This is a genomic window from Duganella sp. FT27W (assembly GCF_009295655.1).
Classification (GTDB): Bacteria; Pseudomonadota; Gammaproteobacteria; order Burkholderiales; family Burkholderiaceae_D; genus Rugamonas; species Rugamonas zoogloeoides.
This window is the reverse complement of the sequence record NZ_WHIV01000002.1, coordinates 804,638-819,033: the sequence shown is the minus strand read 5'-3', so window position 1 is coordinate 819,033 and position 14,396 is coordinate 804,638. Positions and strand designations below refer to the sequence as shown.

At 64.7% G+C, this 14,396-nt stretch carries 11 protein-coding genes; 7 read left to right on the top strand and 4 right to left on the bottom strand.

Going from position 1 to position 14,396, the window contains the following annotated elements:
* The first annotated feature begins 4 nt into the window (after positions 1-4).
* From cqsA to F8197_RS09820, 3 genes are read left to right on the top strand one after another with little or no spacing between them, the layout of a single operon-like run.
* Entirely contained in the window at positions 5-1,264 is a 1,260-nt protein-coding gene (cqsA, locus tag F8197_RS09830) for an alpha-hydroxyketone-type quorum-sensing autoinducer synthase (protein ID WP_056140796.1), read from the top strand.
* A 31-nt stretch (positions 1,265-1,295) separates the two neighbouring features.
* Positions 1,296-1,697, top strand: coding sequence for a group II truncated hemoglobin (locus F8197_RS09825; RefSeq protein WP_373996828.1), 402 nt, complete (start codon positions 1,296-1,298; stop codon positions 1,695-1,697).
* Between the two features lie 6 nt (positions 1,698-1,703).
* Entirely contained in the window at positions 1,704-3,035 is a 1,332-nt protein-coding gene (locus F8197_RS09820) for a DNA recombination protein RmuC (RefSeq protein WP_152881682.1), read from the top strand.
* A gap of 147 nt (positions 3,036-3,182) precedes the next feature.
* Here F8197_RS09820 and glp read toward each other — a convergent pair whose 3' ends face one another.
* The 3 genes from glp to F8197_RS09805 all read right to left on the bottom strand — a co-directional run bounded on the left by glp (position 3,183) and on the right by F8197_RS09805 (position 9,997).
* Positions 3,183-5,261 (bottom strand): gephyrin-like molybdotransferase Glp, encoded by a 2,079-nt coding sequence (gene glp / locus F8197_RS09815; protein ID WP_152881681.1) that lies wholly within the window; start codon positions 5,259-5,261, stop codon positions 3,183-3,185.
* Between the two features lies 1 nt (position 5,262).
* A complete protein-coding gene (gene moaA / locus F8197_RS09810) occupies positions 5,263-6,369 on the bottom strand; it encodes a GTP 3',8-cyclase MoaA (RefSeq protein WP_152881680.1) in 1,107 nt (368 codons plus the stop codon).
* A 211-nt stretch (positions 6,370-6,580) separates the two neighbouring features.
* The gene (locus tag F8197_RS09805; RefSeq protein WP_152881679.1) at positions 6,581-9,997 is read right to left on the bottom strand and encodes an Rne/Rng family ribonuclease; all 3,417 of its coding nucleotides are present in this window, start codon (positions 9,995-9,997) and stop codon (positions 6,581-6,583) included.
* A gap of 714 nt (positions 9,998-10,711) precedes the next feature.
* Between F8197_RS09805 and F8197_RS09800 the strand changes: the two genes are divergently transcribed.
* The 4 genes from F8197_RS09800 to F8197_RS09785 are packed head-to-tail and all read left to right on the top strand — an operon-like array spanning position 10,712 to position 13,847.
* Entirely contained in the window at positions 10,712-11,725 is a 1,014-nt protein-coding gene (locus F8197_RS09800) for an RluA family pseudouridine synthase (RefSeq protein WP_152881678.1), read from the top strand.
* Positions 11,726-11,767: 42 nt separating this feature from the next.
* The gene (locus tag F8197_RS09795; RefSeq protein WP_026637464.1) at positions 11,768-12,427 is read left to right on the top strand and encodes an HAD-IIIA family hydrolase; all 660 of its coding nucleotides are present in this window, start codon (positions 11,768-11,770) and stop codon (positions 12,425-12,427) included.
* Positions 12,427-12,792 (top strand): Rieske 2Fe-2S domain-containing protein, encoded by a 366-nt coding sequence (locus F8197_RS09790; protein WP_152882029.1) that lies wholly within the window; start codon positions 12,427-12,429, stop codon positions 12,790-12,792. Before F8197_RS09795 ends, F8197_RS09790 begins: the two co-directional genes overlap by 1 nt.
* Positions 12,793-12,812: 20 nt before the next feature.
* Positions 12,813-13,847: a S49 family peptidase gene (locus F8197_RS09785; protein WP_152881677.1), complete on the top strand. Its 1,035-nt coding sequence runs from the start codon at positions 12,813-12,815 to the stop codon at positions 13,845-13,847.
* A gap of 185 nt (positions 13,848-14,032) precedes the next feature.
* Here F8197_RS09785 and F8197_RS09780 read toward each other — a convergent pair whose 3' ends face one another.
* Positions 14,033-14,374: a hypothetical protein gene (locus tag F8197_RS09780; protein WP_227012177.1), complete on the bottom strand. Its 342-nt coding sequence runs from the start codon at positions 14,372-14,374 to the stop codon at positions 14,033-14,035.
* Between the last annotated feature and the right edge of the window lie 22 nt (positions 14,375-14,396).

Here is a 14,396-nt window from a genome sequence, read left to right as displayed (position 1 = left end):
TATCATGACCAACGTTAACACTTGCCAAAATGCCTTGTTTCACCCTTCGCTGTTTGCTGCCGAACACCTGATGCCGGATTACGTGCGCCGGCGCATGGATGCGCATCACGTGACGCGGATTGAACAGTTGCTCGGCGGCGAGCACCCGCATGCCTGGCAGCCGGTCCAGGCGGGCTCGGTATTTTTGGCCGGTAACGATTACCTGTGCCTGGCCGGCGAGCCGGCGCTGGTGCGGGCCCAGGTCAACGCCTTGCAGGGGGGCGAAAGCGAACAGCTGATGTCGGCGGTGTACCTGCAGGAGGGCAGCGCCCAGCACCGGCTCGAACACAAGTTCGCGCGCTTCATGGGTGCCGAGGACGCGATTTTGGCGCAGTCGGGCTGGGCCGCCAATGTTGGCCTGGTCCAGACGCTGGCCGAGCCCGGCTTGCCGGTGTACCTCGACATGCAGGCCCACGCCTCGCTGTGGGAGGGCGTGCAGTCGGCCGGCGCCGTGCCGGTCTCGTTCCGCCACAACGACCTCGAGCATCTGCAGCGGCAGGTGGCGCGCCACGGACGCGGCGTAATCGCGGTCGATGCGCTCTACAGCACCAATGGCAGCGTGGCGCCATTGCCGGCACTGGTCGATCTGGCCTGGGCGACCGGCTGCGTGCTGATCGTCGACGAATCGCATTCGCTGGGCACCCACGGTCCGCGCGGCGCCGGATTGGTCGCCGCGCTGGGCTTGCAGGACCGCGTGCATTTCCGCACGGCGTCGCTGGCCAAGGCGTTTGCCGGGCGCGCCGGCGTCATCACGTGCTCCAGCAAATTCAAGGGCTACTTCCTGTCCGAGTCGCGCCCGGCCATCTTCAGTTCCTGCCTGCTGCGGCACGAGCTGGCGTGGTTCGATGCCGCCATCGACTTTGTCGCGGCAGCCGACGAGCGGCGCGTGGCCCTGCACATCAAGGCCTGCGCGCTGCGCGAGGAACTCGGTGCGCTCGGCTACAACGTCAGCGACGGCACCGAGCAGATCATCGCCCTGGAAGCGGGCCCGGAACCGAAAACGCTGGCGCTGCGCAAGCTGCTCGAAGCGCGCGGCGTGGTGGGCGCCATGTTCTGCGCACCGGCCACGCCGAAGAACCGCTCGCTGGTGCGCCTGACCCTCAATAGCGGCCTTGATCGCAGCCAGCTGCGGCGCATCGTCGAGGCCTGCGACGATATCCGCAGCCTGGCCGATGTCGAGGGCTGGACGTCCACGCGGCGCCTGCACAAGCTGGCGCTGGTGTGAGGGCGCACGAGGGGAAGCGCGGTACGCTATCATGGCGGCTATGACCGAAGAATCGAAAACCCTCTATGAAGTGATCGGCGGCGAGGCGCGCGTGCGCGCGATGGTCGACCGTTTTTATGACCTGATGGAACTCGAGCCCGAGTTCCAGCTGCTGCGCTCCGTGCACGGCCCGTCGCTCGAGAATGCCAACGACCGCCTGTTCATGTTCCTCAGCGGCTGGATGGGCGGGCCCGACCTGTACCAGCAAGCGCACGGCCATCCGCGCCTGCGCATGCGCCACATGCCGTTCGCCATCGGCACCCAGGAACGCGACCAGTGGCTGCGCTGCATGGCGTGGGCGATGGAAGACGTGGGCATCGATACCGAACTGCGCGTGCGGCTGATGAACTCCTTCTTCCAGACCGCCGACTGGATGCGTAACAAGCCCGATTAAGATTCCATGACCGACATCCACTTCTATGTGTTGCTGGCACTGGTGCTCGCGGCGATCGTGTTGCTGGTGCTGGTCTTGCTGCGCCCGCGCGGCAGTGCCGGTCTCGATGGTGCAACGCTGGCATCCCTGTCCAACCTGGCCGAGCGTATCGAACGCGTGGAGCGCGAGGTGCGGGTGCAGCTGCAAACCACGGCGCAGTCGAGCCACGCGGCCACGGTGCAGCAGTTCGACGGCATGCGGCGCCAGCTCGAAACGCAAGGACTGGTCGCGCGCGACGAGCAGACGCGCAACCTCAAGCTGTTCGCCGACAGCATGAACCAGACCCTGGCCCGCCTGACCGAATCGAACGCCGCCCGCATGGGCGAGGTGCGCGCCACGCTGGAAGCGAAGATCAAGGACCTGCAAGCCGATAACGGCGCGCGCCTGGAAGAGATGCGCAAGACCGTGGACGAGAAGCTGCACGCCACGCTGGAATCACGCCTGTCGGCGTCGTTCCAGCAGGTGTCGGAGCGCCTCGAGCGCGTGCACCAGGGCCTGGGCGAGATGCAGCAGCTGGCGCTGGGCGTGGGCGATCTCAAACGCGTGCTCACCAACGTCAAGACGCGCGGCACCTGGGGCGAGGTGCAGCTGGAAATGCTGCTCGAACAGGTGCTCACCCCGGAGCAGTACGCCAAGAACGTCGAGACCATCGCCGGCAGCGGTGCGCGGGTGGAGTTCGCGCTCAAGCTGCCGGGCCAGGTGGAGGGCGGCGCACCGGTGTGGATGCCGATCGACGCCAAGTTCCCCAAGGAGCAGTACGAGCGCCTGCTGGAAGCGGCCGACCGCGCCGACGCCGATGGCGTGGCGCAGGCCGGACGCGAACTGGAACGGGCGGTGCGCGGCGAGGCCAGGACCATTTCGGAAAAATACGTGTCACCGCCGCACACGACCGACTTTGCGATCCTGTTCCTGCCCACCGAAGGGTTGTATGCGGAAGTGATGCGGCGCCCGGGCCTGGCCGACGAGCTGCAACGGCTGCACCGCATCAGCATTGCCGGGCCATCGACCTTGAGTGCGCTGCTCAACAGCCTGCAAATGGGCTTCCGCACGCTGGCGCTGGAAAAGCGTTCGTCGGAAGTATGGCAAGTGCTGGGCGCGGTGAAGACGGAATTCGCCAAGTTCGGCGACGTGCTGGCCGCCACCAAGCTGACGCTGGAGCGCGCCGCCAAGAATATCGAATCGGCCGAAACCCGCAGCCGCCAGATGGCGCGCAAGCTCAAGTCGGTGGAGGCGCTGCCGAGCGAGGCGGCGCAGCTGTTATTGGGGCCGGAGATCGACCAGTCCGACGCCGAAGCCTAGGAGGGCAAACCGCAGCGAGCGGCCTGTTACCGACTTGGGTAGCGCAAGCGTTCGGAGGTACGCTGAGCAACGCAGCGGCGATAGCTGGACGCGCAGCAGGTTGGTCGAGGTTCTTTTAATTCAGGCCCCCTTTAAGTCCGGCCTCCTTCAAATCAGGCCGTCGAACGGCAAAATATCGACCATATCGCCGGCCGCCACATTGCCCTGGCCGTGCACCAGCACCACGATGCAGTTGGCGGCTGTCATCGAGCTGAGAATGCCCGAACCCTGGGCGCCGGTGAGCCGCACTTGCGGTGCGCCGTCCGGTCCGGGGGCGACGATGCCGCGCTGGTACTCGGTGCGGCCCGGGCGCTTGCGCATTGCCGTTGCGGCCCGCGCGCGCAGCAGCAGCGGGCGCGCCGCTGCTTGCGTGGTGCCCATCATGCGCAGCAGCGCCGGCCGCGCGAACAGATAGAACGACACCATCACCGCCACCGGGTTGCCGGGCAGGCCGAACAGCCACGCGCTGGCGTCGCCGTCGCTGACCTTGCCGAAGGCGAGCGGGCGGCCGGGGCGCATGGCCAGCTTCCAGAACGCCACGTCGCCCAGCAGCGCCATGATGTCGCGCGTGTAGTCGGCCGCGCCCTCGGAGACACCACCCGATGTGATGATGGCGTCGGCATCGCGGCAGGCCGTCCGCAGCGCGGCCTCCAGCTCCGCCGGGTCGTCGCGCACGATACCCAGGTCGATCACCTCGCAGCCGAGCCGCGCCAGCATGCCGAACAGCGTGTAGCGGTTGCTGTCATAGACGCAGCCGTCGTCGAGCGGCTGGCCCAGCGCACGCAGTTCGTCGCCGGTGGAGAAGAACGCCACCCGCAGGCGGCGCCGCACCGTCACCTCGGCAATGCCGAGCGAGGCCACCAGCCCCAGGTCGGCAGGACGCAGCAGTTTGCCGGCGGCCAGCGCCACGCCGCCCAGCGCCAGGTCCTCGCCGGCAAAGCGGCGGTTGGCGCCCGGCGCGATCACGCCGGCGGCAATGGTGACGCTGTCGTTGCCGATGGCTGCCGCCAGTTCCTGCGGCAGCACGCTGTCGCAGCCGGCCGGCATCGCAGCTCCCGTCATGATGCGCACGCACTGGCCTTGTTCAACCTTGCCGGCGAAGGCGCGGCCGGCGTACGCGCTGCCGGCAACCGTCAGCGTTACCGTGCCGGTATCCGGAAGTGCGCCCGACTCCACATTCGGCAAATCGGCGCCGCGCAGCGCGTAACCGTCCATGGCCGAGTTGTCGTAGGCGGGTACGTTGATGGGCGAGATAATGTCGGCTGCCAGTACGCGGTCGAGCGCGGCGCGCAGGGCCACGGTCTCGGTCTCGGCCACCGGCGCCACGCGGGCAGCGATCAGGCGCAGCGCCTGGTCCACCGGCAGCGGATCGTTGTCGCTACCGTTCCCGGCCGCAGCCGCAGCCGCAGCCGCAGCCCCGACCCCAGCTTCGGATCCGACTCCGGCTCCAGCTTCGGCCCAGACTCCGGCTTCGGTCCTGGTTCCAGTTGCGGACTTGGGCGCGGTTGCCATCGGTGCGGATACTGCGGCAGTGGCCTCGGGCGCATGGCGTTGCAGTTCTTCGAGCGTGTTGATATTGCGGAAGGCGGCAGCATCGTCGAACAGCACTTCGGCCACGCGCAGGGTGTGATACCAGCCTTCCATGCGGCGCGCGCCGGTGGCCAGCCAGGCTTCGAGTTGCGGCAGCAGGTTGGCCCTGATCAGGCTGAACACGGGATGGCGCTGGCGGTACGGGGCTGCGTTGGCGTCTTCCGGATCGGTTTCCATGGTCACTGCCAGCGCCACGTCGGCGTCGTTCGCCACGAGCGCGGAATGCAGGCGCGCAGCCAGGTCCGGCGGCAGGAAAGGCGAGTCGCATGGCGCGGTGAGCAGGAGCGCCGTATCACCCTGCTCGACGCAGTGGGCCGCACAATAATGCAGGGCGGTTTGCAGGCCGGCCAGCGGGCCCTCGAAACCGCCGATGTGGTCGGCGACAACGGCGACATCCGGGCCGGCAAGCGCCTGGTACTGCGCCAGGTTGCGGTTGGCGTTGATGGCGATGGCGCCCACCTGTGGTCTGAGGCGCGCCAGCACGTGGCCGGCCATGGTGGTGTCGCCCAGCGGTTGCAGTCCCTTGTCCACGCGGCCCATGCGCGTGCCGCGGCCGCCGGCCAGTATCCATCCGGTGATGGCGTTCGCAGGTGCCATGTCAGCCTCCGATATAGGACATCTCGACCCTGGCGCCGCGCGCCAGGCCGTCGGTATCATTGGTGCGCAACTCGGAATAGCGGTCGCCACGGGCGCGCCACAGGTGCGCCAGCGCGGTGCTGATCTCGGCGTCGTTGCGTCCCTCGCGCAACAGCGCGCGCAGGTCGTAGCCGCTGCTGGCGAACAGGCACGTATATACCTTGCCCTCGGTGGACAGGCGCGCGCGCGAGCAGTCGCTGCAAAATGCCTGGGTGACGCTGGAAATGAGGCCGATCTCGCCGCCGCCGTCCGCGTACCGCCAGCGCGAGGCGGTCTCGCCGCTGTAGTTGGCAGCCACCGGCGCCAGCGGCAGTTCGGCGCCGATGCGGCGCACCACCTCCGACGATGGAATCACTTCATCCATCTTCCAGCCATTGGAGGCGCCCACGTCCATGTATTCGATAAAGCGCAGGATGTACGGCGTGTCCTTGAAGTAGCGGGCCATCGGCAGGATTTCCTGGTCGTTCATGCCACCCTTGACCACCATATTGATCTTGATTGGCCCCAGGCCCACCTGGTGCGCCACGTCGATCCCCTTCAAGACGTCGTCCACCGTGAAATCGACGTCGTTCATGCGCTGGAAGGTGGCGTTGTCGAGCGCATCGAGCGAGACGGTGACCCGTTGCAGGCCGGCGTCCCTGAGCGACTGCGCCTTGCGCGCCAGCAGCGATGCATTGGTGGTGAGCGTGAGGTCGAGCGGCTTGCCGCTGACCGTTTTCAGTTCGGCTAGCATGCCGATCAGGCGTTCGAGATTCTTGCGCAGCAGCGGTTCGCCGCCGGTCAGGCGGATTTTCTCTACGCCGTGGGCGATGAAGATGCGGGCGATACGGGCAATCTCCTCGAACGACAGCAGCGCGGTATGCGGCAGGTACTGGTAATCATTGTTGAACACCGCTTTGGGCATGCAGTACACGCAGCGGAAATTACAGCGGTCGGTGACCGAGATGCGCAGGTCGTGCAGCGGCCGCGCCAGGCGGTCGGCAAGCAATCCGGTAGGCGCTTCGAGCGGGGAGGGGATGGCCGGCGCGTTGGGGCGCTGCGCGGTCATCATGATGACTTTCTCTGACATGACTCGTGGTCTGAACTCTAAACTTGCTGGGATTGAAAGGTGGTGCCGCGCTGCCCTGACTGCGCCATGTGCTTACGATACCACGAGCGGGCGTTGCTCGTAGCCATCCACCCGGCCAGGGCAACCGTGCCGGACCGGCTATCGCCGGCTGCCCCAACGCATAAAAAAAGGGAAGCGCGAAGGCTTCCCTTTGATCAGCTCACCGCGATGATCAGCGGCGCGTGTCGATCTGCACCATTGGCTCGTCGTTCTGCGGCGGCAGCGGCTTGCGCTCGCGTGGCACGCGGACCGGCGCTACCACCTTGGCGGCAGCTTCCTGCGCGGCGCGCAGTTTTTCCGGATCGGTGGCCGCCAGGGTCAGGCCGGCGGAGCCGAGCACGGCCTGCAGGTCGGCCGGGGTCGCTGCTGCTACAGGTGCAGGCGCTGCGGTTGGGGCAGGTGCCGCGACTGGTGCTGGCACTGGTGCCGGAGTTGCCACTGGAGCAGGAGCAGGAGCCTCTACCGGAGCAATAGCCGGAGCCGGAGTTGCTACTGGCGCAGAAGTCGCCACTGGTGCCGGGGCCGGCGCCTCTGCAACCGGTGCTGGCGCTGCTTCGGCAACTGCCGGTGCTGCTACAGGGGCTGCTACAGGGGCTGCTACCACAGCGGCTTCGGCCACAGGCGCTGCGGCAACCGGTGCTGGCGCAACTGGCGCTTCCACCTCGGCTGCTGCTGCGACCGGCGCAGGTGCGGCGGCTTCTGCTACGGCCGGCGCTGCTGGCGCAACCTGCTCAGCAGGTGCAGCAGGTGCAGCAGATACAACAGGTGCCACTGGTGCTTCAGCAGCAGTTGCCACCGATGCTGCTGGCGCTTCCGCTGCGGCCGGTGCCGCTACCGATACCACTGGCGCTGCTTCGGCTACCGGAGCGGCCGGCTCTACCACTGCTGGCGCTGCTTCGCTGGCAACTTCCACTGCTGCCGGGGCTGGCGCCTCGGCAGCAACTGGTGCGGCCGGAGCGGCGTCCGCTGCCGGCGTGGCGGCTGCCACGACAGGCTCGGCAGCTGGTGCCGGCGCTTGTTCGGCGCCAGCAGCAGCGTCAACTGCGGCGGCTGCGGCCACGGCTGCTACCGGTGCTGCAACGGCTGCGACCGGCGTACCATCGTGCTCGGCGTAGCCTTGCTCGCCATCGGCGCCTTCATTGCCTTCGCCTGCCTCGTTGTCCTGGCCTTCGCCATCACGATCACGACGGTTACGGTTGCGACCGCCACGACGACGGCGACGACGCGGCTCATCGCCTTCGCCTGCCAGGTCTTGCGCTTCGCCTTCCGGACCGGCGTTCGGGGCGGTTTTCAGGATGCTGGTGGCTTCGGCTTCAGGACCCGCCGCAGGGGCCAACACGCCCGCTGCAAAGGTGCCCGAGACGGCAGCGGACGCTGCGGCAACCGGTGCTACTGCGCCCAGTGCCAGCTCATCAACCTTGGCTTCTACCGGCGCCTTGTCGGCACGCGGCTCACGTGGTGGACGCGGTTCGCGTGGCGGACGCTCGCCACGTTCCGGACGCTCGCCGCGCTCGGGACGTTCCGCGCGCTCAGGACGCTCGGCGCGTTCAGCACGTTCGCGCGGCATCTGGCCTTCGGCTGGCGCGCCGTCGCGGCCTTCGCGTGGTTCACGACCTTCGCGGCCTTCACGCGGTTCGCGTGGCGGACGCGGTGGACGGGCCGGGCGGCCGGCGTCGGCTGCCTTGGTCTCGTCGGATGCCGGACGGGCGGCGCCTGGTTCGCGCTCTTCACGTTCCGGACGGCCATTTTTGCCGGTGCGGGTACGGCCGCGTGGGCCACGGGTGGCGTTGCGGTCGGCATTACGGTCCGGCGACGGCGCCTTGACCACGATGGTCGGCTGCTGCGGCAGAACCGGTTTCGCTGGTTCCGGGCTCAGGAAGCTGAACAGCTTGGCAAAGAAACCTTTCGGCGCTGGCGCCGGCACCGGGGCCGGAGCTGGCGTGATGACGGTTTCGGCAGGCTTGCGCTCGACCAGCGGAGCAGGCTGGTCAGGAGTGATGGTCTTGACCATGGCTTCCTGGCGCGGCTTGGCTTCTTCCTTCTGGCGCTTGCTGTAGGCCATGTCGGTTTCGGCTTGCTCGGCCAGGTTGTAGCTGGCTTGGCTATCTTCGAGGCGCGGATCGTCATGCTTGATGCGCTCGAGCTTGTAGTGCGGCGTGTCGAGGTGCTTGTTCGGGATCAGGATCACGGAAATGCGGTGACGGTTCTCGATTTTCAGCACTTCGCCGCGCTTTTCGTTGAGCAGGAACGCTGCCACATCGACGGGTACCTGCACGTGGATGGTGGCCGAGTTTTCCTTCATCGCCTCTTCCTGGATGATGCGCAGGACTTGCAGGGCCGACGATTCGGTATCACGGATGTGGCCGGTGCCGGAGCAGCGCGGGCAGGTCACGTGCGAGCCTTCCGACAGCGACGGACGCAGGCGCTGGCGCGACAGCTCCATCAGGCCGAAGCGCGAGATCTTGCCCATTTGCACACGGGCACGGTCGTGGTGCAGCGCATCCTTGAGGCGTTGTTCGACCTCGCGCTGGTTCTTGGCCACTTCCATGTCGATGAAGTCGATCACGATCAGGCCGCCCAAGTCGCGCAGGCGCAGCTGGCGGGCCACTTCTTCGGCCGCTTCGCAGTTGGTGTTGAAGGCGGTAGTTTCGATGTCGGAGCCGCGGGTGGCGCGGGCCGAGTTGACGTCAACGGACACCAGGGCTTCGGTGTGGTCGATGACAATGGCGCCGCCCGATGGCAGCGGCACGGTGCGGCTGTAGGCGGTTTCGATCTGGTGTTCGATCTGGAAGCGCGAGAACAGCGGCACGTCGTCGCTGTAGCGCTTTACACGGTGCACCATGTCGGGCATCACGTGGCTCATGAACTGGTGCGCCTGCTCGTAGATCTCGTCGGTATCGATCAGGATCTCGCCGATATCGGGCTGGAAGTAATCGCGGATGGCGCGGATCACCAGCGACGACTCCTGGTAGATCAGGAAGGCGCCGGAAGCCGATTTGCCGGCGCCTTCGATTGCGCGCCACAGTTGCATCAGGTAGTTCAAGTCCCATTGCAGTTCATCGACGTTGCGGCCGATGCCGGCGGTGCGGGCGATGACCGACATGCCTGCTGGCAGGTCGAGCTTGTCCATGGTTTCGCGCAGTTCCTGGCGCTCTTCACCTTCGACGCGGCGCGAAACACCACCACCGCGCGGGTTGTTTGGCATCAGGACCAGGTAGCGGCCGGCCAGCGATACGAACGAGGTCAGGGCGGCGCCTTTGTTGCCGCGCTCTTCCTTTTCGACCTGGACCATAATTTCCTGGCCTTCGCGCAATGCTTCCTTGACGGACGCGTTGCGGACATCAACGCCTTCCTTGAAGTAAGTTCGCGCTACTTCCTTGAATGGGAGGAAACCGTGGCGATCTTCGCCATAGCTGACGAAGCAAGCTTCGAGCGATGGTTCGATGCGGGTGATCACGCCTTTGTAGATGTTGGACTTGCGCTGTTCGCGTCCGGCGGTTTCAATATCGATATCGATCAGTTTCTGACCATCGACAATCGCTACGCGCAGCTCTTCTTGCTGCGTAGCATTAAACAACATGCGTTTCATTTTTTTAACTCCGCGACCCGTAGGCCAGCTCTATGCCGTCGGCTCGTGGAAGCCGGCGACGAAGGTTTTGGGGTATACGCGAAGAATCAGAACGATTGCGGGGGGTATTGCCCATTCTGTGCGGAGCAGCAGCGCGGGAGGTAACCGGCGCTGCGGACGCAACTGGGCGCTGAGAGGCTGAACGTCAGGCCGCGGGCTCGCATCACCTGTACCCCTCCATGCGGCCCTTAAGGACGGCAGAAAAATACAGGCGGTGAGCAGCAACGTTGAGAGCCAAATCCTCAAGCTTACATACTACAAGTAATCAATATCGCAGCGACGACAGTGTGCCGGGCTGAAATGTTACAGGGCTGGTGACAGCCATCCGTTGAGCTTGCAGCAAAGCATGGGGTCCGGCGGAAACGGCAAGCGTTATCAACTTCATCAATCGGCCAGCCGACTCTTGACCGGCTGGCCGCACTTTATCCTTACAATACTATCATTCTGATCCTGCCTCCCTGCCACTAACCGATTACAACAACGGTGCAACCTTGATATCGGCAAGGGTGGTGCGTATACGTATTTCCCCCTGAATTTGCAATTAGGCGAGGCCAGGTGGGACGCCCCTGTGTAAAATATGCTTTTCTTCTTACACCAGCCGCAGTGTATGCCGCAGCGAAATGATTATATATTCAAAATGAAGGACTTAGAGAGATTTCTGGGAAGACAGCTTAAATGAAGATGCAAAATGATGTTGTCCCCCCGTCACATTCCGCGACCACCGGCGCAGTACCCTCGTCGCAAGTCCCGCTGCAGGCGCAGTTCGTCACTATTTCCGAAGAAGACGCTGGACAAAGGATCGATAATTACCTGTTGCGAATTTGCAAAGGTGTACCGAAGAGTCACGTCTATCGCATCCTGCGTTCTGGTGAGGTGCGCGTCAACAAGGGCCGTATCGACCAGCTGTATCGCCTGGTCGAGGGCGATATGGTCCGCATTCCGCCGATCCGCATCGCGGAAAAGGCCGATACTACCCACGTACCGGCCGCCGAATTCAAGGTGATTTTCGAAGACAGCCACCTCCTGGTGATCGACAAGCCGGCCGGCGTGGCCGTGCATGGCGGCTCGGGCGTATCGTTTGGCGTGATCGAACAATTGCGCGCGTCGCGCCCTGACGCCAAGTTCCTGGAACTGGTGCACCGGCTCGACCGCGACACCTCGGGTTTGCTGCTGTTGGCCAAAAAGCGCTCGGCACTGACCAATCTGCACGAGCAGATGCGCGATGGCGATACCGACAAGCGTTATCTCACCATGGTGGCGGGCGACTGGAAAAATGCGCGTCAGCACGTCAAACTGGCGCTGCACAAGTATTCCACCGCCGAGGGCGAGCGCCGCGTGGCGGTCAATCCGGAAGGGATGCCGTCGCACACCGTGTTTTCGTTGCTGAAAAAGTTCGCGGGCTTCGCCCTGCTGGAAGCGGAACTGAAAACCGGCCGCACGCACCAGATCCGGGTGCACCTGTCGGCGTCGGGTTTCCCCATCCTTGGCGACGACAAGTACGGCGATTTCGCCCTCAACCGCGCGCTCTTGAAAGCCGATGCGCAGCGCGGCGCACTGAAAAGAATGTTCCTGCATGCGCATCAAATTACGTTCACCCATCCGGACTCCGGAAAAATCATGACGCTGAACGCACCTTTAGCCGCCGAATGTGAGCGATTCTTGGTAAGCTTGGGCAAACCAATTAACTAATCGCAAATATTTAGGGGCGCGCTGCGTGCAGCGGCTGAATTCATGGCAAGAAAGCAATTTGATTTAATCGTGTTCGACTGGGACGGCACGCTGATGGACTCGACGGCCACCATTGTCCGTTGCATCCAAGCAGCGGCGCGCGACCTCGGCCTGCCGGTGCCGCGCGACGACAAGGCTGCCCACGTGATCGGCCTCGGCCTGCACGAGGCGATGCAGGCCGTGTTGCCCGATATCGACCCGACCTGGTACCCGCGCATGGTGGAGCGCTACCGCTATCACTTCCTCTCGCGAGACCACGAACTGGTGCTGTTCCCCGGCGTACGCGACATGTTGCAGGAACTTTCGCAGGAAGGTTACTTTCTGGCGGTCGCCACCGGCAAAAGCCGGGTAGGCCTGAACCGCGCCATGAACGACGTCAAGGTACTGTCGCTGTTCGACGCCACGCGCTGCGCCGACGAAACGTTTTCCAAGCCGCATCCGGCCATGTTGCAGGAACTGACCCGGGAGCTGGGCCAGGATATGCGACGTACGGTGATGATCGGCGATACGTCGCACGATTTGCTGATGGCGAACAATGCCGGTGCAGCCGGGGTGGCAGTGCAATATGGCGCCCACCCGGTCGAACAACTGACCGCCTGCAATCCGGTGTATTCGGCTGCGACGGTGGCCGAGCTGCACCAATGGCTGAGCGAGAACGCCTGATGGACGAGATCCTGGTCTGCGCCACCGCCGACGTGGAAGATGGCGGCAAGGGCGTGCGTTTCGCGGTGAACACCGACGGCACGGCCGGCACCGGCTTCGTGGTGCGCTACGATGGCGCGCCATATGCCTATCTGAACCGCTGCGCCCATATGCCCATCGAACTCGACTGGGCGGAAGGCGAATTCTTCGAGTCCGGCGGCGCGTACCTGATGTGCGCCACCCACGGCGCCATCTATGCGCCCGAAACCGGCGTGTGCGCAGGCGGGCCCTGCCGTGGCGGTCGCCTGCGGCCGATTGCCGTGATCGAACGCGACCAGCAGATTTTCTGGCAACCGGACGACTACGTGCGGCCGCCATCGGCCTGACTATCCAACTTAAGTAATCCATGAGCGACAACCACATTCCCAAGTCCGGCGACAGCGACGCCGGCGGCGTCAATCCGCCACCTGTCACCCCTGTGCCGCCCGCAGCGTCGGCTGCTGCCGGCAACTGGGAGCGTGCCGTGCTGGAAAAGCTGGTGTTTGCCACGCTCAAGGAGCAAAAATCGGCGCGCCGCTGGGGTATCTTCTTCAAATCCGTCACCTTGCTGGTGATCGTGGTGGCCCTGGCTACCTACATGGACGTCAGCTGGACCGGCTCCGAGGAAACCCTGGGCCGCCATACCGCGCTGATCGAGATCGAAGGCGCCATCGAATCCGAGGGCAGTGGTGCTGCAGCGATCGTGATCCCGGCGCTGAACAAGGCGTTTTCCGACAGCGGCTCGGTGGCGGTGGTGTTGCACATCAATAGCCCGGGCGGCAGCCCGGTCCAGGCTGGCATGATCGTGGACGAGATGCGGCGCCTGCGCACCGGCTATCCATCGAAGCCGCTGTACGTGGTGGTGGACGAGATTTGCGCCTCGGGCTGCTATTACATCGCTGCCGGCGCCGACCGCATTTATGTCAACAAGGCCAGTATCGTCGGTTCGATCGGCGTGCTGATGGACGGCTTCGGCTTTTCTGGCGCCATGGAAAAAGTGGGCGTCGAACGGCGACTGCTGACGGCCGGTGAAAACAAGGGATTCATGGACCCGTTCAGCCCGCTGACCGACAAGCACCGCCAGTATGCCCAGGCCATGCTCGATGAAATCCACCAGCAGTTCATCGACGTCGTGCGCGCCGGCCGTGGCAAGCGCCTCAAGGAAACCCCGGAGATGTTCTCGGGCCTGTTCTGGACCGGCGCCCGCTCGATCGACCTGGGCCTGGCGGACGCCTACGGCACCGTGGACAGCGTCGCGCGCGACGTGGTGCGGGCCGAGGACATCATCGACTACACCACCCACGAGGGCTTGCCGGAGCGCGTGCTGAAGAAATTCGGCGCTGCCATGGGCGCGGGCGCTATCAAATCGGCGGTGGAAAGCGTCAAACCGACCCTGCGCTGAGCGGCGAGATACCGGGTTTGCTGTCGCTCAAGGCAAACCGATTAACATTATCAATACCGACTTGCTTGCATCTGCTACCAGTTCGGCTATAGTGGTGGTGTAGTTCTTTCCAAGGGAGGTCGATATAAACTGTTTATCTCGTTGTCAGCAGAAGTTGAAGCTTAGCTTGATCCACCAAGAATGAACTACCTTACCGCATCTCGCATGCGGACTTGAGAGAATTGTGATTCCTCGTCAGCACCCGTACAGGGTGCTGGAAACAGCGGCGCAATGCCGCTGTTTCCTATGGTGCTTGCCGATGGCGCTGTTTCCTGCGTCATGCCACCCCCGTCCAGCCAGTCCAGAAACAGTTGTTGTTGCCGCGCGTACCAGGCGGCTTGCGCGCTGCTGGCCGGTGCGCCGGTGGCTGACGCCTGGCCTTCCGGCGCAAGCAGACAGCCCTGGCGGCAACGGCTGATCAGGAGCTGGGTGCGGTGCGTGGCGGCGTGGGAACGGGCCAGCAAGGTGCGGATATAGGTGGTGGGCATGGCGAGCTTCCTGCTGAGTATT

Excerpts from the sequence above, each read along its gene's own strand:
- cqsA (WP_056140796.1), top strand. The coding sequence starts at position 5 with ATGACCAACGTTAACACTTGCCAAAATGCCTTGTTTCACCCTTCGCTG.
- F8197_RS09825 (WP_373996828.1), top strand. The coding sequence starts at position 1,296 with ATGGCGGCTATGACCGAAGAATCGAAAACCCTCTATGAAGTGATCGGC.
- F8197_RS09820 (WP_152881682.1), top strand. The coding sequence starts at position 1,704 with ATGACCGACATCCACTTCTATGTGTTGCTGGCACTGGTGCTCGCGGCG.
- glp (WP_152881681.1), bottom strand. The coding sequence starts at position 5,261 with ATGGCACCTGCGAACGCCATCACCGGATGGATACTGGCCGGCGGCCGC.
- moaA (WP_152881680.1), bottom strand. The coding sequence starts at position 6,369 with ATGTCAGAGAAAGTCATCATGATGACCGCGCAGCGCCCCAACGCGCCG.
- F8197_RS09805 (WP_152881679.1), bottom strand. The coding sequence starts at position 9,997 with ATGAAACGCATGTTGTTTAATGCTACGCAGCAAGAAGAGCTGCGCGTA.
- F8197_RS09800 (WP_152881678.1), top strand. The coding sequence starts at position 10,712 with ATGAAGATGCAAAATGATGTTGTCCCCCCGTCACATTCCGCGACCACC.
- F8197_RS09795 (WP_026637464.1), top strand. The coding sequence starts at position 11,768 with ATGGCAAGAAAGCAATTTGATTTAATCGTGTTCGACTGGGACGGCACG.
- F8197_RS09790 (WP_152882029.1), top strand. The coding sequence starts at position 12,427 with ATGGACGAGATCCTGGTCTGCGCCACCGCCGACGTGGAAGATGGCGGC.
- F8197_RS09785 (WP_152881677.1), top strand. The coding sequence starts at position 12,813 with ATGAGCGACAACCACATTCCCAAGTCCGGCGACAGCGACGCCGGCGGC.
- F8197_RS09780 (WP_227012177.1), bottom strand. The coding sequence starts at position 14,374 with ATGCCCACCACCTATATCCGCACCTTGCTGGCCCGTTCCCACGCCGCC.